Origin of the sequence: Nocardiopsis sp. JB363, assembly GCF_900143625.1 — a bacterium.
Classification (GTDB): domain Bacteria; phylum Actinomycetota; class Actinomycetes; order Streptosporangiales; family Streptosporangiaceae; genus Nocardiopsis.
Map to the genome: position 1 here is coordinate 28,292 of NZ_FRFF01000088.1, position 17,344 is coordinate 45,635.

Genomic DNA, 17,344 nt, shown 5'->3' on the forward strand with positions numbered 1-17,344 from the left:
ACTGCCCAGGTCCGGCAGCCGGGTCCGTCGGGCCGAGACCCCGGGCCCGCCGTGGAAGGCACACCGAGGTGGGGGAAGAATCGTGCCCTTGTGTACGTTTTGATGCGTGCCCGGCAAAGGTCGGGGGACCCGATCACCCCCAATGGCCCGGGTCCAGTCACCCGATCGGCCCCAACGGCGAGGAGATCCCCACATGACCCAGGCCACGATCCCCGGTTACGTCCCCCTGGCGGAGGTCGTCCGCTCCGGGATGCGCGAGAGCGTCCACTACGGCGCCGTCGTCGGCCTGTCCCCCGAAGGGGAGATCGCCTACGCCCACGGACCCGTCCACGACCCCATGTTCCCGCGATCGGCCGCCAAGCCCTTCCAGGCACTGGCGATGCTGCGTGCGGGCGCCGACCTCCAAGGCGCCTCCCTCGCCATCTCCGCGGGCAGCCACGGCGGCGAGGACATCCACGTGGCCGAGGCCGAGCGCATCCTCGCCTCCGCCGGACTCACCGCCGACGCCCTCGGCTGCCCCGAGGACGTCCCCGGTGGCGCCGCCGCCCGCAAGACCTTCTACGCCGAGGGCCGCTCCCCCTCCCGCCTGTACATGAACTGTTCGGGCAAGCACTCCGGCATGCTCGCCGCCTGTGCGGCCAAGGGGTGGGAGACCGACGGCTACCTCGACCCCGAGCACCCCTTCCAGCAGCTGGTGCGCGAGGCCGTCGAGGACATGTGCGGCGAACCCGTGGCGCACACCGCCGTCGACGGCTGCGGGGCGCCCCAGCTCGCGGTGACCCTGGTCGGCCTGGCCCGCGGCGTGCAGAGCATGCGCCTGGCCCCCGAGGGCACCCCCGAGCGGTCCGTCCTGGAGGCGATGAGCGCCCACCCCGAATACGTCTCCGGCACCGGCCGGATCGACACCGAACTGATGCGCCGCGTGCCCGGCCTGGTGTCCAAGGTCGGCGCCGACGGGGTGCTGGTGCTCAACGCGCCCACCGGCGAGACCGTCGCCGTCAAGATCAGCGACGGAGACGCCGAACTGCGGGCGCGTACGCTGGTCGGCGTCACCGCCCTGAAGGCCCTGGGGATGGACGTCGAACCCATCGCCGACCACCTCACCACCGACGTCCACGGCGGTGGAGGGGTCGTCGGCACGGTCCGCGCCCTGTAGGCCGAGAACGCCCGCGGAACCCGCCGGCCGCACACGATACGAGGGAGAACGCACGGTGTCCGACACCCTGGACCAGATCGTCATCGCCGGCGCGGGGATGGCGGGACTGCACGCCGCCGAGGCCCTGCGCGAGCGGGGTTTCGAGGGTCGCCTGACCCTGGTCGGCGAGGAACCCCACGGGCCCTACTCGCGCCCCCCGCTGTCCAAGGAGGTCCTGACCGGCATCGGTATGGACCCGACCTCCGGCGGCCCCGGATGGCTGGTCGGGCACCGTGCGCTGCGACTGCGCGAGGACGAGGTCATCGAGGGCCTGGACCTGGACCTGCGTCTGGGCACGCGCGCGGTGGGCCTGGACCCGGCCTCCCGCGAACTCCGGGTGGACGGTCCCGAGGGCGCCGATTCCCTGCGCTACGACGGGTTGGTCGTGGCCACCGGCGCACGGGCCCGGCGGCCCGACACCGACCTGGCCGGGGTACACGTCCTGCGCACCCTCGACGACGCCGAGGCGGTGCGCTCCGCCTTCGACTCCACGGGGCGTCTGGTGGTGGTCGGGGCCGGGTTCGTCGGTGCCGAGGTCGCCGCGAGCGCCCGTGCCGTGGGCATGGAGGTGACCCTCGTCGAGGCCGCGACCACCCCGTTGACCCGGGTGGTCGACCCGGTGATCGGCGAGGTCCTCACCGAGATGCACCGGGAGAACGGCGTGGACGTGCGCCTGGGCGTGGGCGTGACCGGGTACGAGGGGTCGAGCCGGGTGGAACGAGTGCGCCTGTCGGACGGCTCGACGATCGAGGCGTCGCTGGTGGTGGTCGGGATCGGTGTGCATCTGAACACCGAGTGGCTGCGCGGCTCGGGGGTGGAGCTCCTGCCGGACGGGGCGGTGCTCTGCGACGAGTACTCCGCGACCTCCGTGCCGAACGTGTACGCCGTCGGGGACCTGGCGAACTGGCCGCACCCCCGCTACGGCGGACGGATCCGGTTGGAGCACTGGACCAACGCGAGCGAGCAGGGTGAGGCCGCCGCCCGCAACCTGCTCGCCGGTTCGGGTCGTGCCCCCTTCACCCCGGTCCCCTATTTCTGGTCCGACCAGTACAAGAAGAAGATCCAGCTTTTGGGACAGGGCGCTCCGGCGGATCAGGTCACCTTCGTGCACGGTTCACCGGAGGACCGAAAGTTCGTGGCGTTCCTGGGGCGCGGGGGGATGCTCACCGGGGTCCTGGGCTTGCGTTCCACCCCGCGCACCATGCGTTACCGGGGCCTGTTGGAGAAACCCACCACGTGGGACGAGGCCCTGGCAGCCGCGGGGATCAGTCCCGCAGCGTGATGGCCTGTTTGGGACACAGCCTCTCCGCTTGACGGACCTTCTCGTGAAGCTCCTCGGAGGGCTCCTCGGTGAGCAGGTACAGGAAGTCGTCGTCCCTGACCTCGAACACCTCGGGGGCCGCCCCCATGCACAGGGCGTTGCTCTCGCACTGGTCGAAGTCCACCTCGACGCGCACGTTCACCACCTTCTCTCGTACTCCGGGGCGTGCGGGCGCCCCATGGTCCACGGAACAAGACCTGGGTCCGGGCCGTCCGTTATCGGGCGAACCGGTCGGTGGCCTCGATGAGCCGGTCGAGGATGCCCGGCTCGCTGACCGCGTGCCCGGCGTCGTCGACGACGTGGAACTCCGCCTCCGGCCAGGCGCGGTGCAGGTCCCAGGCGGTGCGCATCGGGGTGCACACGTCGTATCGGCCCTGGACGATGACGCCGGGGATGTGCCGGATGCGCTCGGCGTCCTCGATAAGCTGTCCGGGGGTGAAGAAACCCCTGTTGTGGAAGTAGTGGTTCTCGATCCGGGCGAACGCCAGCGCGTAGTCCTCGTCGGCGTAGTTCTCGCGCAGCGACGGGTTCGGCAACAGCGTGATCGTCGAGCCCTCCCACACGCTCCACGCGCGGGCGGCCTCCAGGCGCACCTCACGGTCCGGGGAGGCCAGACGGCGCGCGTAGGCGGCGACGAGGTCGTCGCGTTCCTCCTCCGGGATGGGGGCCAGGTAGGACTCCCACAGGTCGGGGAAGAGGTTGGAGGCGCCCTCCTGGTAGAACCAGCGGATCTCCTGGTCGCGCAGGGTGAAGATGCCGCGCACGATCAGCTCGGTGACCCGCTCGGGGTGCTTCTCCGCGTAGGCCAGGGCCAGGCAGCTGCCCCAGGATCCACCGAAGACCTGCCAGGCGTCCACCCCGATCATCTCGCGCAGTCGCTCGATGTCCTCGACCAGTGCCCAGGTGGTGTTGGTGGACAGGTCCACGTCCATTCCACTGGCGTGCGGGGTGGAACGTCCACAGTTGCGCTGGTCGAACAGCAGGATGCGGTACTTCTCCGGGTCGAAGAGCCTGCGGTGGCCGGGGTTGCAACCGCCGCCCGGGCCACCGTGCAGGAACACCACCGGCTTACCCGTGGGGTTACCGCACAGTTCCCAGTAGACGCGGTCACCGTCGCCGACTTCGAGCATCCCGGAGTCGTACGGTTCGATCGGCGGGTACAAGGTGCGCAAGGCGTGGCCTTTCGTGACTGTGGCGGGGATACCGGACCGGGATCAGAGCCGGTCCAGCAACTCCGCCTTCTTGGTGCTGAACTCGTCCTCCGTCAGCAGCCCCTCGGCGCGCAGGCGACCGAGCTCGCGGATCTTCGCGAAGATCACGTCGCCGTCGTCGCCCGCGGTCTCCAACTCGGCGGGTTCCTCCACCGGGACGGTGTGGCTGTTGACGGTGGCCGCCATGAGGAGGGTTTCGTCGCTGCCCTTGGCCCCGTGGGAGACCAGGGTGAAGAAGTCGTTCTCCAGGTCGGAGGTCTCGGTCAGGGTCACCCCGCGCAGGACCACCCGCAGGAAACCCTCGCTGAAGTCGACCTGCGGAGTCCACTGGACGCGGTCGACCTCGGAGAGTCGGTACTCGCGGAACTGTTCGCGTTCCTTGGGGGTACTGGTCATCCACCCGTCCCACTGCAACCGCATCCGGTCCCCGTCGAAGGACGCGGAGCCCTCGGCGGTGCGCACCTGCAAGGGCGGCCGGGCCACCAGCCCTCGGGCGATCACGGCGGGGTCCGGCTGTTCCTGGGCCGTCTCACGGGCGAACCGGGTGGAGGCGGCGAGCTGTTCGGAGAAGTACTCGGCCACCAGTTCCTTGTCGTGCGCCCCGGTGAGCAGCAGCGGGGTGGACGCGGTCCCCGTGGTGTCCAGTTCGGTGTACGGGTCGGCTCCATCCACCAGGCGCAGCCGCAACCGCCAACCGCGTTTGCGATCGCCCGGGTCGAACTCCACGTCGCGCACCGCGACGAGCGGCACCGTGCAGTGGCCCAGCGCCCTGAGCAGCTGGGGGACCTTGCGCCCGGTCCCGAATCCGAATCGCACCCGTTCCTCGTCGAAGCGCCAGATCGCGTGGTGCCCGTGTAGCTCCTCCATGGTCCACCACCCTAGAGGGGACGACTCGTGGCACAAAGCCCGCGTCGGCCTGCTTCCGGGCGGCGATCGGCCCCGTGTCCGGTGGTGTCGGGGAGGCCGCCGAGGCGTCACGGCTGCTCGTTGCGGGTAGAACCGCAGGGGCACGCCCCGACCCACCGCCCCCACGGCGGTGGCGGCCCGTGGTCGGCGCGCGCCGACCCCGAACCGGAGGACTTCGATGTCGAAAGAGATGTCCGAGGGCGCGCGGGAGTTCCGCGCCGCACGGGACCTGCTCCTCCAACACCGGGAGGACCAGGAGACCGCCCACCGCGAGTTCGTCTGGCCCCGGCCCGAGCAGTTCAATTGGGCGCTCGACCACTTCGACCACGTGGCGGCGACCCGGCCGGACCGGACGGCGTTGTGGTTGGTGGAGGAGGACGGTTCCGAGACCCGCCACACCTACCGGCGGCTGTCCGAGCGCTCCGACCAGGTGGCGAACTGGCTGCTCGCGCAGGGGGTACACCACGGTGACCGGATCATGGTGGCCTTGGGGGACCAGGTCGAGCTGTGGGAGATCACGCTCGCCGCGATCAAGCTCGGCGCGGTGGTCTGCCCCACCTCACCGGCGCTCTCGGAGGGCGACCTGGTGGATCGGCTGGACCGGGGCGACATCTCGCACGTGGTCTGCTCCCCCACCGAGACCGAACGGTTCGACCCGCTCAAGGGCCACTGGACGCGGATCTGCGTGGGCTACATGGACGGCTGGCTCAGTTACCCCGACTCCGAGCACGCCGGGCTGGAATTCCGGCAACCCGGACCGACCGCCCCGGACGATCCGCTGCTCATGTACTTCACCTCGGGGACGACCGCCACCCCCAAGATGGTCACCCACACGCAGCGCTCCTACCCCATCGGTCACCTGTCCACCATGTACTGGCTGGGGGTGCGCCCCGGGGACATCCACCTCAACGTGTCCGCGCCCGGGTGGGCCAAGCACGCCTTCAGCAGCTTCTTCGCCCCGTGGAACGCGGAGGCGACCGTTCTCGTGGTCAAACAGGCGGAGTTCGACCCCGCGCGGTTCCTGGACGCGGTGGTGCGCTGCGGGGTGGACACCCTGTGCGCCCCGCCCACGGTGTGGCGGATGCTCGTCCAGGCCGGACCCGGATCATGGGACGTGGGCCTGAGCGAGGCCGTGGCCACGGGCGAACCGCTCAACCCCGAGGTGATCCGCCGCATTCAGGAAGCCTGGGGGATCACCGTTCGTGACGGGTTCGGACAGACCGAGACGACCATGCTCGTCGGCAACGGCCCGGGACAGCCGGTGGTCACCGGTTCCATGGGCCGCGCGTTGCCCGGATACGACATCGTGCTCGTCGATCCGGCCACGGAGGAGCCCGCCGACTCCGGCGAGATCTGCGTGGACCTGACCGACGACCCCGTGGGCGCGATGCGCGGCTACTCGGACGACCCCGAACGCACCCGCCGGACCACCCGCACGGGCCTGTACCGCACCGGGGACATCGCCTCGATGGATTCACGCGGGCACATTACCTATATCGGCCGAATCGACGACGTGTTCAAGGCGTCGGATTACCGGATCTCACCATTCGAACTGGAAAGTGTTCTGGTCGAACACGAATACGTGGCGGAGGCGGCCGTGGTGCCCTCCCCCGACCCGCTGCGGCTGTCGGTGGTCAAGGCGTACGTGGTGACCGTCGACGGGGTGGCGCCCGACGCCGAGAGCGCGCGGGCGATCCTGCAGTACGCGCGCGAGCGACTCTCACCGCACAAGAGGGTCCGCCGCCTGGAGTTCGGCGACCTGCCCAAGAGCGCCTCGGGTAAGATCCGACGGGTGCGACTGCGCCGGGCCGAGGCCCAACGAGGTACGGTCACCGACGGCACGCGCAACCCGCGTGAGTTCTGGGAGGAGGACCTCCCCGGGTTGAAGGAATGATCCCTCCTCACCCGCACGGGCCCCGAATAATGGCGGCCACGCTTTTCGTGTCTCAGTACATGAGATGACGTTCAGGCCATTGCCCGAATGTGTCCTTTCCCATCCCCGCGATCCGGTGGAACGACTCACGTCACCGTGCCGGCACGGATGTGCCGCGCTACGGTTTCACTGCTGCACCAAAACGACCGGACAGGAACAGGGAAACGATGACGAGCACCAATGACACACGGGTGGCGAGTTACAAGCCGCTCATCGCGCCCCAGGACCTGCTCACGGAACTGCCCCTCAGCGACGAGAGCACCGCCCTGGTCGAGAGCTCCCGCGCCGAGGTCGAGCGGGTCCTGAACGGGGAGGACGACCGGCTGTTGGTCGTCGTCGGTCCGTGCTCGGTGCACGACACCGAGTCCGCCATGGACTACGCGAACCGCCTGGCCGAGTTGGTGCCGTCGATCAGCGCCGACCTGTGCGTGGTCATGCGCGTGTACTTCGAGAAGCCCCGCACGACCGTGGGTTGGAAGGGTCTGATCAACGACCCCGGGCTGGACGACACCTACGACGTGCACCGGGGTCTGCGCACCGCCCGCAAGCTCCTCCTGGACATCAACGCGCTGGGGCTGCCCGCCGGGACCGAGTTCCTCGACCCGATCACCCCGCAGTACATCGCCGACGTCGTGTCCTGGGGCGCCATCGGCGCCCGCACCACCGAGAGCCAGGTGCACCGCCAGTTGAGCAGCGGCCTGAGCACCCCGGTCGGATTCAAGAACGGCACCGACGGCGACGTGCAGGTCGCCGTGGACGCCGTGGGCGCCGCCGCCGCCTCGCACACCTTCTTCGGTGTGGACCCCAGTGGCGCCGGTTCGGTCGTGGAAACCGAGGGCAACCCGGACTGCCACGTCATCCTGCGCGGCGGGCGCAGCGGCCCCAACCACGATCCGGCCTCGGTGGGATCGGCCTTGGACGTCATCGGCAAGGCCGGTCTGCCGCGGCGGCTGATGATCGACGCCAGCCACGCCAACAGCGGCAAGGACCACGTCCGCCAGGTGGGTGTGGCCCAGGAGATCGCCGACCAGGTCGCCGAGGGCCAGAAGGGCATCATCGGTGTGATGCTGGAGAGCTTCATCGAGGAGGGCGCCCAGAAGCTGGGCGACCCGGCCGCGCTGACCTACGGCCAGTCCATCACCGACAAGTGCATGGGTTGGGAGACCACCGAGGGTGTGCTGACCAACCTCGCCGAGGCCGTGCGCCGGCGTCGCAAGAACGCCGCCTGACCCGCGACCCGTACGACCACGAGGGGCCCGACACGGATGTCCGTGTCGGGCCCCTCCTTCCGGCACCGGTTCAGGCGCCCGCCGCGCTCGGCGGAAGCGCGTCGAGCTCCACCAGGAAGTCGCGCCCCAGCGATTCGCGCAGCTCGGTGTCGGTGTCCTCCGCCATGTCCAGACGCAGCGCGAACGTGTGCAGGTCGTCCCCGCTCTCCACCCAGCCGACCCACCAGCCCGGTGCCGGGTCGGTCTCCGCACCGAGGCCGGTCCGGCCGTACAGGGCGTAGTCGTCGGTGCGCTCCAACTCCACCAGTTCCCGCAGGGCCTCCTGGTGCTCCACCTGCACCGGCAGGTCGGCGCGGGCCAGCGCCGCCAGGAACGTGGTCTGTTCCACCGCGGAGATCTCCAGCGGACCCTCCACCCAGAACCGGCCCAGTTCGCCGTCCTCGCCCACCGTGCGGTTGCCATAGTCGAACCGGTCCACCCAGGTGGACATCCGGTCGTAGCCGATCCATTCGGCGACCTCGTGGTGCACCGACACGTCCGACGTGGGCAGCGCCTCCCGCAGGCTCAGATCCTCATCGTCCTCGGGGGAGACCACCTCGTCGATGTCGGTCACCACGCCCGTCTCCAGGGCGATGAGGGTGTTCGGGAGCTTGAACGTGGACGCCGGGACCGCCCGCTCGCGGGCCTCGTCCGCGCCCACCACCACCGCGGAGCCTTCCCGCACGTCGTGGAGCACGAATGTGCCCTCCACCCCCGCCTCCTCGAACAGCGAGACGAGGTCGGGGCGCTCCACCGCCTCCAGGTCACCGAAGGCGACCGGGGTGCCGTCGCTCTGGGCGGCCCGATCCGCCCGTTCCGGTCGGGGTTCCCCCTCGCCGCCCGCGCACGCCGCACCCGCGAGCAGGACGAGAGCGGAACCGGTGGCGACCAGGGCACGGCGCGGTGTCCTGAGGGCCCGGGCGGGGTCGGTGTCGATACGCACTCGGTTCCTCCAGCGGTGTTCGAGGGAACGTCCGATCCCAAGCTAGGTCATCTTCCCTCGTTGGTCTCCACCTTCCGAAAGGTCGGTCCACAACCCGTCGACCGGTCTTGGGCGCTCTATGTCACCGCTGCTAGGCTGGCCGTGTTGCTGACCCCGTACGGGAGAGCGCCCACGTAACCAACGCGGGCCGCCGAAGGAGCAATCCCTCCCCACAGACAACCTCTCAGGCACACGGACCGTACGGGCGAGACCACTCTGGAAAGCAGGGACGAGACTCCCTCGCCGAAGGTGCAAGCCACACCGCGCGCGTGGCGAAGCTCTCAGGCACCCATGACAGAGGGGGAGGATGGCAACGCCTCAATGCGACAACCGACGCCCATCCTCTCGGGAGTGCCCATGTCAGAGCCCACCTCCACGCCGCGTCTGACGGCGTTGCACAAGACCCACGAAGAGGCCGGGGCCACGCTCGTCGACTTCGCGGGGTGGCTCATGCCGCTGCGCTACGGCAGCGAGACCGCCGAACACACCGCGGTCCGTGAGGCCGCGGGACTCTTCGACCTCTCCCACATGGGCGAAATCCGCCTGACCGGCCCGCAGGCCGACCAGGCCCTCGACAACGCCCTGGCCGGCCACCTCTCCAAGTTGAAGGTCGGCCGCGCCCGCTACACCATGCTCACCTCCGAGGACGGCGGCGTCCTCGATGACCTCATCGTGTACCGCCTGGGCGAGGAGGAGTACATGCTCGTGGCCAACGCGGTCAACGTGCCCGTGGTGGCCTCCGCCCTGGCCGAGCGCGCCGTCGGCTTCGACGTCGAGGTCGTCGACGAATCCTCCGTCTACTCCCTCATCGCCCTGCAGGGGCCCAAGGCCGTCGAGATCCTCGCCCCGCTCACCGACGCGAACCTGGCCGAGATCCGCTACTTCGCCGGATACTCGCACAGCGTCGCCGGGGTCCCGGTGCTGCTGGCCCGCACCGGTTACACCGGCGAGGACGGCTTCGAGATCTTCATCAAGCCCTCCGACAAGGCGCCCGAGATCTGGGCCGCCCTCATGGAAGCGGGCGCCGAGCACGGGCTGGTCCCCGCCGGGCTCTCTGCCCGCGACACCCTGCGCTTGGAGGCCGGGATGCCGCTCTACGGCCAGGAACTCACCGCCGAGCTCACCCCCTTCGACGCCGGACTGGGCCGCGTGGTCAAGTTCGAGAAGGGCGACTTCGTGGGCCGCGCCGCCTTGGAGGAGGCCTCGCGCACCGCGCGCGCACGGCGCCTGGTCGGGTTCGTCGCCCGCGGCCGCCGCCCGCTGCGCAAGGGCCAGGACGTCCTGCGCGACGGCGCCGTCGTCGGAACCATCACCAGTGGCGCCCCCTCCCCCACCCTGGGCCGCCCCATCGCCATGGCCTACGTGGACGGCGACCTCGACACCACGACCGGCACGTTCACCGTCGACGTGCGCGGCCGCGGCGAAGAGGTCGACGTGGTCGAACTTCCGTTCTACCAGCGGAAGTCGTAGGAGCGGGGTCCTCTTCGGACCCCGCAGCACCTGCACGCGCCACCGCCCGGATCCCCACGAAGGACCGGCACGGTCGGGGCGTGACCAGGCGTAGGTCGGGTCGAGCCGGGGCGTCCGACGGGCGCACGGCACACAACGGACGAGCATCTCCAAGGAGAGTTGAAGTGAGCGTTCCCACGGAGCTGGGTTACACCGCCAAACACGAGTGGGTCGTGATCAAGGACGGGGTCGCCACCGTCGGCATCACCGCGTACGCGGCCGAGTCGCTGGGCGACATCGTCTTCGTCGAGCACCCCACCGTCGGGGAAGAGGCCAACACGGAGGACCCGGTCGGCGAGGTCGAGTCCACCAAGTCCGTGAGCGAGATCTTCTCGCCGGTCAACGGTGAGATCGTCGAGGTCAACGAGGCCCTGGAAGACGCACCCGAGACGATCAACTCCGACCCCTACGAGGGCGGTTGGCTGTTCAAGGCCCGGGTGTCCGGGGAATCCACTGACCTGCTCTCCGCCGCGGAGTACACCAAGCTGATCGAAGGCGAGAACTGAAGATGACCAGCGACAACCTGCTCAACCAGACCCTGGGCGAGTTGGACCCCGAGGTCGCCGCGGCGGTCGACGCCGAACTGGCCCGACAGCGCGACACCCTCGAAATGATCGCCTCGGAGAACTTCGCCCCCCAGGCGGTTCTGGAGGCCCAGGGCACCGTCCTGACCAACAAGTACGCCGAGGGGTACCCGGGCCGCCGCTACTACGGTGGCTGTGAGCACGTCGACGTGATCGAGCAGCTCGCGATCGACCGCGCCAAGGAGCTCTTCGGCGCCGAGCACGTCAACGTGCAGCCGCACTCGGGCGCCCAGGCCAACACCGCGGTGTACTTCGCCCTGCTCAAGCCGGGCGACACCATCCTCGGCCTGGACCTGGCCCACGGTGGTCACCTCACCCACGGCATGCGGATCAACTATTCCGGCAAGATCCTCAACGCCGTGCCCTACCACGTGCGCGACGAGGACGGCACCGTCGACTACGACGAGGTGGCCGCCCTCGCCAAGGAGCACCGGCCGAAGATGATCGTCGCGGGCTGGTCCGCCTACCCGCGTCAGCTCGACTTCGAGAAGTTCCGTCAGATCGCCGACGAGGTCGAGGCGCTGCTCATGGTCGACATGGCGCACTTCGCCGGCCTGGTCGCGGCCGGACTGCACCCCAACCCGGTGCCGTTCGCCGACGTGGTCACCACCACCACGCACAAGACCCTGGGCGGTCCGCGCGGCGGCATGATCATGGCCAAGGCCGAGTTCGCCAAGAAGATCAACTCCGCGGTGTTCCCCGGCATGCAGGGCGGACCGCTGGAGCACGTGATCGCGGCCAAGGCGGTCTCGTTCAAGGTCGCCGCGAGCGAGGAGTTCGCCGAGCGTCAGCGCCGCACCATCACCGGCGCCCGCATCCTCGCCGAGCGGCTGACGCGTCCGGACGCGACCGAAGCGGGCGTCAAGGTCCTCACCGGCGGCACCGACGTCCACCTCGTCCTGGTGGACCTGGTGGACTCGCCGATCACCGGCAAGGAGGCCGAGGACCTGCTGCACGAGGTCGGCATCACGGTCAACCGCAACGCGGTGCCCAACGACCCGCGTCCGCCGATGGTCACCTCGGGTCTTCGGGTCGGCACCCCGGCCCTGGCCACCCGCGGTTTCGATGAGGACGACTTCCGCGAGGTCGCCGACGTCATCGCGGAGACCCTCAAGCCGGAGCGGGACATCGCCGCCCTGCGCGCGCGGGTCGACGCCCTGGCCGCCAAGCGACCGCTCTACCCCAACCTGTAGCAGCGCCCTCGCCGTGGGGCCCGGCCGGGCCCCACGGCGCCCATCCCCCACGGCCCGAACCCTGTGCTCGACGAGGAGGACAGCCATGGCCATCAGTACCTTCGACCTGTTCAAGATCGGTATCGGACCGTCCAGTTCGCACACCGTCGGCCCGATGAAGGCCGCGACGACCTTCGTGTCGAGGTTGGCGGCCGACGGACCACTCGACCGGGTCGCGCACGTGCGGGCCGAGCTGTACGGTTCGCTGGCACTCACCGGTAAGGGGCACGGCAGCGACACCGCCGTGATCCTGGGGCTGATGGGACACACCCCCGAGGGGGTGGACGTGGACACGGTTCCGCGCATCGTGGACGAGGTCCGCTCCTCCCGGACCCTGCGTCTGGGCGGCCCCGACGGCCCGGTGGTCACGTTCGACCCGGCCGTGGACGTGGACTTCCGCCGCAAGGAGAGCCTGCCCGACCACCCGAACGGGATGCGGTTCGTGGCCCTGGACTCCGTGGGGATGGAGCTGGCCGCCAAGGTGTACTACTCGGTGGGCGGCGGGTTCGTCGTGGACGAGCGGGCCGCGGGCGCGGACCGGATCAAGGCCGACGACACCGAGATGCCCTACCCCTTCGACTCCGCCGAGGAGCTGCTGAAGCTGTGCGAGGGGACCGGCATGTCGATCAGTGCCCTGATGCTCGCCAATGAGCAGGCGTTCGGACGCACCCCCGAGCAAATCCGGTCGGAGCTGCTGGAGATCTGGGCCGCGATGCGCCAGTGCGTGCGGCGCGGGGTGATGACCGAGGGCAGTCTGCCCGGCGGCCTGAAGGTGCCCCGTCGGGCGCACCGGCTCTACCGCCAACTGGGCGGCAACTGCGACGAGCACGGGCTGCTCGCCCCCACCCACGTCGACCCGGACCCCATGCGCGGCAGCGACTGGATCAGCCTGTACGCGCTCGCGGTCAACGAGGAGAACGCGGCGGGCGGGCGTGTGGTGACAGCCCCGACCAACGGCGCGGCGGGCATCGTCCCGGCCGTGCTCCACTACTACCTGCACTTCAGCCCGGGCGCGGGTGACGAGGGCGTGGTGCGGTTCCTGCTGACGGCCGCGGCCATCGGCATCCTGTTCAAGCAGAACGCGTCGATCTCCGGCGCCGAGGTGGGTTGCCAGGGCGAGGTGGGTTCGGCGTCCTCGATGGCGGCCGCCGGCCTGGCCGAGGTGTTGGGCGGTTCCCCGGCCCAGGTGGAGAACGCCGCGGAGATCGCCATGGAGCACAACCTGGGCCTGACCTGCGACCCGATCGGTGGTCTGGTCCAGATCCCGTGTATCGAACGCAACGCGCTCGCCTCGGTGAAGGCCATCAGCGCCACCCGCATGGCACTGCGCGGCGACGGCAGCCACTTCGTGAGCCTGGACAAGGTCATCAAGACCATGCGCGACACCGGCCGCGACATGCACGACAAGTACAAGGAGACCAGTCGCGGCGGCCTCGCCGTCAACGTCATCGAATGCTGACCTGCATTTTCCCCTATCACGAACAAAAACGTGACACATTCATTCTTATAAATTACGGCCGGCTCCATGCACATTGGGCGTTCGTGGTAGAAATGCATTTCGTGAACTCCTCTACCATTTCCCCCATCCTGCGCCTGCTGGCACCCATGGCCGCCCTCACCCTGATGGCGACCGCCTGCGGCTCCTCCCCCGACGACACCCCGGATGACGATGAGCAGGCCTCCGCCGGGGTCGAAGAATCATCCGAAGGGAACGAGACCGAGGCAGAGGCAGAGGCGCCGGAACAGTCCTCCATGGGCGCCCCGGGCATCCTGACCGCGGAGTGCGACGGCCGCAACAGCGGCGACCTCGGTCTCATCGTCACCCTCTTCTCGGCCGAGGACGGCAGCGAGCTCCACAAGGTCGATTTCTCCCCTCCGCTCGCTGAACACGCGGAATCCGAATTCCTGTCCCACGGACGCGCGGCGCCGCAGAGCTCGGAGATCTCCCTTTCCGACCCCTGCGGCGACAAGCCCGGGGCGTACCTCCTCGAACGGGGGATGCTCGTAGCCGCCATCACCGAGAACGTGAACGGCAACGACATCTCCGGATTCGGGGTCCTGCACGAGAGCGGCACGTTCACGACACTGAGCCCCGACCAAGAGGTGTCGGACTTCGCCACCCCGATCAACTACCTCCACCCGGTCGCCGACTCCGAGGGCGACCGCATCCTCTTCGTGGAGGACGACGGCGAGAACACGACCGCGCAGTCCATGGACCTGGAGAGTGGGGAGATCACCGAACTCGGTCCCTGCGACCCGATGCAATGTGGAAAGCTCACGGCCCTGCCCGGACTCGACAGCGCGGTCTTCGACGACAGCAGCCTCCGCGACCTGGTCCCGGTTCTCGATGGATCGGCGTTGATCGGTAGCGCGAACACGCAGGTTCTGCACTACTTCGAACTGGGGGATCAGGCCGGGGACGACCTGATCGACCTGATGGAGCTGACCAAGCGAACCGACCTCTTCGCTGATGGGGGACCCCAGGTGAACCTGGAGACCCATGGCAGGATCCAGGTCATCGACGACAACACCCTGCTCATCGCCGACAACGTCATGAGCGTTTGGGAATTCACCGCGGCCGTCTTCGAGGACTACGAGGCCGAGAACGAGGACACCCTCCAGTACTCGCGGGAGCCCGTCCCGGCCACCCGGACCCTGGTCCCCGAGGGCCCGCGCGAAAACTCCCACCCGCACGTCTCCCCCGACCACACCGAGATCATCTTCCGCTCCGAAGCGGAGGCCGGTGGCACCAAGTGGTACCGGGTTCCCGTGGACGGTTCGAGTGAACCGGAGGAGTTCCCGGGTCTCCCCCTTCAGAAGGTCATCGCCTGGCAGTAGCCCGCACACGACCGGGGCCGGCACGCCGCTCGACGCGCCGGCCCCCATGTGGTTCTCCGGCCGAGCTCCCGTTCCAACGCTCGATCCGTGACCTGCGACACCCTCGGATTCGGCGGGAATGGATCGGGACCGACGTGGGTTGTATGGAAGGCACGGCCGAGGACCTGGCTTGAGCGCTTCCACCCGCTCGCCGATTCACGGCCGTCACCCCGGGTCTGGTGGCTTGAGCTCTGCTCGCCACCAGACTCGCCCCATCAGGCCAGAACGCGGCGAGGGTTCTTGGCGGGGGTGGTCATCGACATCCGGATGACCGCCGGGACGCTCTCCAGGTCGAGTGCGCTCCTCAGGTTGGCGAGTGCCTCCTCCCGCACCCGATGCCACACCCTCGCCACATCGGCGTCCTCGTCCAGCGTGAGCGCCAACCGCAGGTGGGGTTCGTCGCCGGACTCCGTCAGGCGTGCCTTGGCCCGGCGCACCCCCGGATACTCGGCGATCTCCTGTTCGAGGGCGCCGCGGGCCGCGCTCTCCGACATCTCCACGTTGCCCCCATCACCGTGCTCCAGGCGTAGGCGGCCCACCGTGTCGTTCATGCCCTGCACCAGCAGCCAACGAAGGGCCAGGAAACCGGCGACGAAGGCCACCGCCACGGCCACGTAGGGGACCCACTGACCGGTCAGCACCTCATTGACGGTGTCGCTCATCAGGGGCGTCCCCGCCGGTCCCGAACCGAAGAGCCCCTGCCCGGCGGCGAAGGCCGCGGCGCCGGCCGCGAGCAGCAACGTCCCCACGATCATCAGACCCAATCGGTTTCCCCGGGCCGACCTGCGGTACCTGTCACGCGCCATCGCTAACCTTCCGCGTATCGAACGTTCGTGACGATCCGCATGCTGCGCAACGGCGCGAGCTCCTGCAACCGCCGCTCCACGGACCTGGTCACCTCGGTGGGCAGGTCACCGGCCTCGCGCATTCCGGTGCGCACGTGGACCCGAAGCCTGTTCCCGCGCACCGTGACGTGCGCGTTGTCGACCCCGCTGACGTCCTGCGCGGCAGCGGCCACGGCGCGGCGCAGCGCAGGACGGGTCAGGCCCACCACGAGCGCGGGGTCATCGGTGCGCAGCGCGGTCCAACGGCTGCGTCCCGGGGCGAGCGCCGCCACGATCAGTGCCAAGCCGATCAGCGCCAGCACCGCCGAGGCGATCTGCACCGAGGGTTCGGACCAGGTGGTGGCGGCCGCGTAGTCGGTGGCGGCTCCCACCGGGAAGAGCCGCAGCGGGTTGCCCGCCAGCGCGGCTATGACCTCGGCGGCGGCGACCACCGCCACGGCGAGGACCAGGAACCCGGTGATCACCGCGGGCCATGAACGACGTGGCCGGAACGTGTGGACCGCGACCCGCCTGGCTCGGCGGTCCACGCTCTGGGCCGGACGGCCGAGTGCCTCTTCCACGGTGGTCATCGCACCAACTCCACGATCTCTATGTCGATGTGGTGGACCTGTTTGCCGGTGATCCGCTCGACCTGGTCCTTGACGTGCTCGCGCACCGCCCCGGCCACCCGGCCGACCGACCGTGGATAGTCCACGTCGATCCGTAGTCGCAGCAGGACCACCTCTCCGCTGACGCGTGCCCGGGCCGACCGGGAACGGGCGGCCCGGGCACCGGCGATCTCTCCGGCGGCCCGACCCGCGGCCTTCTCTATGACGGATCCCGAGATGTCGACGCGGCCCCCGGGGTCACGTACGCGGGTGGAGCCACTACCCGACTCGCTCCGTGGGACGGGCACCCGTTGCTGAGGAACCGTGTCACTGCGCACCCCGACCACGTCCACTCTCCCGTCTAGGCCGAACGCCGCGTGAACATCTCGGCCAGGTCGAGTTCGCCCTCCATCGCCCGGCCGGCGACGAACCCGACCAGGCCCAGGACCAGAACCAGCGCGAAGGCGGGGAACCCGCCGAACGCCGCCGCCAGCCCCAATACGGTCCCGTAGGACAGTCCAACGATGGGCCACATGGCTTCCCCTCTCATCAAACGCCCTGCCTTTCGATCGGTGTTCAGCCGGGCGGGACCACGTCGTTGCCGAGCCCGGCGACCACGTCCTCCACGGACACGTGGACGGCGCGGCCGCCGGCCAGCGGGGCCAGGCCCCGACGGATCTCGGTGGCGATCTCCGGCAGCGGACGCCCGTACCTGACCACCACTCCGACCTCGATGTGGTCTTCTCGCACCGCGACGCCGCGAATCCGTCCACCCCGCGCGGCGGTGCTCAGGGTTCCGAAGGACCCGGAGGACGGTTCCACCACGTCGGGGAAGAGAACCAGCGCTTCGACGATCTCCAGCGCGATCTGTTCGGGTGCGTCGCCACCGTCCAT

18 protein-coding genes and 1 riboswitch are annotated in these 17,344 nt (G+C 69.6%); of the genes, 9 read left to right on the plus strand and 9 right to left on the minus strand.

Translation table 11 applies throughout. The annotated features are described in order from the left end of the window. The first annotated feature begins 193 nt into the window (after positions 1 to 193). Together BQ8420_RS13140 and BQ8420_RS13145 are read left to right on the plus strand one after the other, a co-directional pair. Positions 194 to 1,156, plus strand: coding sequence for an asparaginase (locus BQ8420_RS13140; protein ID WP_087098833.1), 963 nt, complete (start codon positions 194 to 196; stop codon positions 1,154 to 1,156). Between the two features lie 55 nt (positions 1,157 to 1,211). Beyond that, on the plus strand, positions 1,212 to 2,477 hold the full coding sequence (locus tag BQ8420_RS13145; protein ID WP_087098835.1) for an NAD(P)/FAD-dependent oxidoreductase: 1,266 nt from the start codon (positions 1,212 to 1,214) through the stop codon (positions 2,475 to 2,477). Here the strand turns inward: BQ8420_RS13145 and BQ8420_RS13150 are convergent. From BQ8420_RS13150 to BQ8420_RS13160, 3 genes are all read right to left on the minus strand, one after another. Then, on the minus strand, positions 2,461 to 2,652 hold the full coding sequence (locus tag BQ8420_RS13150) for a ferredoxin (protein ID WP_087098932.1): 192 nt from the start codon (positions 2,650 to 2,652) through the stop codon (positions 2,461 to 2,463). The genes BQ8420_RS13145 and BQ8420_RS13150 overlap by 17 nt on opposite strands. Positions 2,653 to 2,731: 79 nt before the next feature. Further along, complete coding sequence (gene pip / locus BQ8420_RS13155; RefSeq protein ID WP_087098837.1) at positions 2,732 to 3,688, minus strand: prolyl aminopeptidase; 957 nt, start codon at positions 3,686 to 3,688, stop codon at positions 2,732 to 2,734. Between the two features lie 42 nt (positions 3,689 to 3,730). Then, positions 3,731 to 4,594 (minus strand): DUF4429 domain-containing protein, encoded by an 864-nt coding sequence (locus BQ8420_RS13160; protein WP_087098839.1) that lies wholly within the window; start codon positions 4,592 to 4,594, stop codon positions 3,731 to 3,733. Between the two features lie 217 nt (positions 4,595 to 4,811). On the opposite strand from BQ8420_RS13160, the gene BQ8420_RS13165 reads away from it, so the two are divergent. After that, positions 4,812 to 6,527, plus strand: coding sequence for an AMP-binding protein (locus BQ8420_RS13165; protein WP_087098841.1), 1,716 nt, complete (start codon positions 4,812 to 4,814; stop codon positions 6,525 to 6,527). Positions 6,528 to 6,733: 206 nt separating this feature from the next. Beyond that, positions 6,734 to 7,795 (plus strand): 3-deoxy-7-phosphoheptulonate synthase, encoded by a 1,062-nt coding sequence (locus tag BQ8420_RS13170; RefSeq protein ID WP_087098843.1) that lies wholly within the window; start codon positions 6,734 to 6,736, stop codon positions 7,793 to 7,795. Between the two features lie 70 nt (positions 7,796 to 7,865). Here the strand turns inward: BQ8420_RS13170 and BQ8420_RS13175 are convergent, their stop codons facing one another. Beyond that, positions 7,866 to 8,777 carry a penicillin-binding transpeptidase domain-containing protein gene (locus BQ8420_RS13175; protein WP_087098845.1) on the minus strand — a complete coding sequence of 304 codons (912 nt, stop codon included), beginning with the start codon at positions 8,775 to 8,777 and terminating at the stop codon, positions 7,866 to 7,868. A 148-nt stretch (positions 8,778 to 8,925) separates the two neighbouring features. Then, positions 8,926 to 9,026: riboswitch (glycine riboswitch) on the plus strand. Between the two features lie 147 nt (positions 9,027 to 9,173). On the opposite strand from BQ8420_RS13175, the gene gcvT reads away from it, so the two are divergent. The 5 genes from gcvT (at position 9,174) to BQ8420_RS13200 (ending at position 14,979) form a co-directional block, all read left to right on the plus strand. Then, positions 9,174 to 10,286 carry a glycine cleavage system aminomethyltransferase GcvT gene (gene gcvT, locus BQ8420_RS13180; RefSeq protein ID WP_087098847.1) on the plus strand — a complete coding sequence of 371 codons (1,113 nt, stop codon included), beginning with the start codon at positions 9,174 to 9,176 and terminating at the stop codon, positions 10,284 to 10,286. Positions 10,287 to 10,450: 164 nt separating this feature from the next. After that, positions 10,451 to 10,831 carry a glycine cleavage system protein GcvH gene (gcvH, locus tag BQ8420_RS13185; protein ID WP_087098849.1) on the plus strand — a complete coding sequence of 127 codons (381 nt, stop codon included), beginning with the start codon at positions 10,451 to 10,453 and terminating at the stop codon, positions 10,829 to 10,831. Positions 10,832 to 10,833: 2 nt separating this feature from the next. After that, positions 10,834 to 12,102 (plus strand): serine hydroxymethyltransferase, encoded by a 1,269-nt coding sequence (gene glyA / locus BQ8420_RS13190; protein ID WP_087098851.1) that lies wholly within the window; start codon positions 10,834 to 10,836, stop codon positions 12,100 to 12,102. Positions 12,103 to 12,187: 85 nt separating this feature from the next. After that, positions 12,188 to 13,600, plus strand: a complete 1,413-nt coding sequence (locus tag BQ8420_RS13195) for an L-serine ammonia-lyase (RefSeq protein ID WP_087098853.1) — start codon at positions 12,188 to 12,190, stop codon at positions 13,598 to 13,600. Between the two features lie 101 nt (positions 13,601 to 13,701). Next, positions 13,702 to 14,979, plus strand: coding sequence for a hypothetical protein (locus BQ8420_RS13200; protein ID WP_143847234.1), 1,278 nt, complete (start codon positions 13,702 to 13,704; stop codon positions 14,977 to 14,979). Between the two features lie 254 nt (positions 14,980 to 15,233). Here BQ8420_RS13200 and amaP read toward each other — a convergent pair whose 3' ends face one another. From amaP to BQ8420_RS13220, 5 genes are read right to left on the minus strand one after another with little or no spacing between them, the layout of a single operon-like run. Next, positions 15,234 to 15,824 carry an alkaline shock response membrane anchor protein AmaP gene (gene amaP, locus BQ8420_RS13205; RefSeq protein ID WP_143847236.1) on the minus strand — a complete coding sequence of 197 codons (591 nt, stop codon included), beginning with the start codon at positions 15,822 to 15,824 and terminating at the stop codon, positions 15,234 to 15,236. A gap of 2 nt (positions 15,825 to 15,826) precedes the next feature. Further along, positions 15,827 to 16,432 (minus strand): DUF6286 domain-containing protein, encoded by a 606-nt coding sequence (locus tag BQ8420_RS13210; RefSeq protein WP_087098857.1) that lies wholly within the window; start codon positions 16,430 to 16,432, stop codon positions 15,827 to 15,829. Then, positions 16,429 to 16,797: an alkaline shock response membrane anchor protein AmaP gene (locus BQ8420_RS13215; protein ID WP_235006157.1), complete on the minus strand. Its 369-nt coding sequence runs from the start codon at positions 16,795 to 16,797 to the stop codon at positions 16,429 to 16,431. Before BQ8420_RS13215 ends, BQ8420_RS13210 begins: the two co-directional genes overlap by 4 nt. 14 nt (positions 16,798 to 16,811) lie before the next feature. Next, positions 16,812 to 16,985 carry a hypothetical protein gene (locus BQ8420_RS32305; protein WP_190318529.1) on the minus strand — a complete coding sequence of 58 codons (174 nt, stop codon included), beginning with the start codon at positions 16,983 to 16,985 and terminating at the stop codon, positions 16,812 to 16,814. A 41-nt stretch (positions 16,986 to 17,026) separates the two neighbouring features. Then, positions 17,027 to 17,344 carry a hypothetical protein gene (locus BQ8420_RS13220; protein WP_087098861.1) on the minus strand — a complete coding sequence of 106 codons (318 nt, stop codon included), beginning with the start codon at positions 17,342 to 17,344 and terminating at the stop codon, positions 17,027 to 17,029.

Coding starts and splice junctions, on each gene's coding strand:
- BQ8420_RS13195 (WP_087098853.1), top strand. CDS start 12,188: ATGGCCATCAGTACCTTCGACCTGTTCAAGATCGGTATCGGACCGTCC.
- BQ8420_RS13220 (WP_087098861.1), bottom strand. CDS start 17,344: ATGGACGGTGGCGACGCACCCGAACAGATCGCGCTGGAGATCGTCGAA.
- amaP (WP_143847236.1), bottom strand. CDS start 15,824: ATGGCGCGTGACAGGTACCGCAGGTCGGCCCGGGGAAACCGATTGGGT.
- BQ8420_RS13170 (WP_087098843.1), top strand. CDS start 6,734: ATGACGAGCACCAATGACACACGGGTGGCGAGTTACAAGCCGCTCATC.
- BQ8420_RS13160 (WP_087098839.1), bottom strand. CDS start 4,594: ATGGAGGAGCTACACGGGCACCACGCGATCTGGCGCTTCGACGAGGAA.
- BQ8420_RS32305 (WP_190318529.1), bottom strand. CDS start 16,985: ATGTGGCCCATCGTTGGACTGTCCTACGGGACCGTATTGGGGCTGGCG.
- BQ8420_RS13140 (WP_087098833.1), top strand. CDS start 194: ATGACCCAGGCCACGATCCCCGGTTACGTCCCCCTGGCGGAGGTCGTC.
- glyA (WP_087098851.1), top strand. CDS start 10,834: ATGACCAGCGACAACCTGCTCAACCAGACCCTGGGCGAGTTGGACCCC.
- gcvT (WP_087098847.1), top strand. CDS start 9,174: ATGTCAGAGCCCACCTCCACGCCGCGTCTGACGGCGTTGCACAAGACC.
- BQ8420_RS13165 (WP_087098841.1), top strand. CDS start 4,812: ATGTCGAAAGAGATGTCCGAGGGCGCGCGGGAGTTCCGCGCCGCACGG.
- BQ8420_RS13210 (WP_087098857.1), bottom strand. CDS start 16,432: ATGACCACCGTGGAAGAGGCACTCGGCCGTCCGGCCCAGAGCGTGGAC.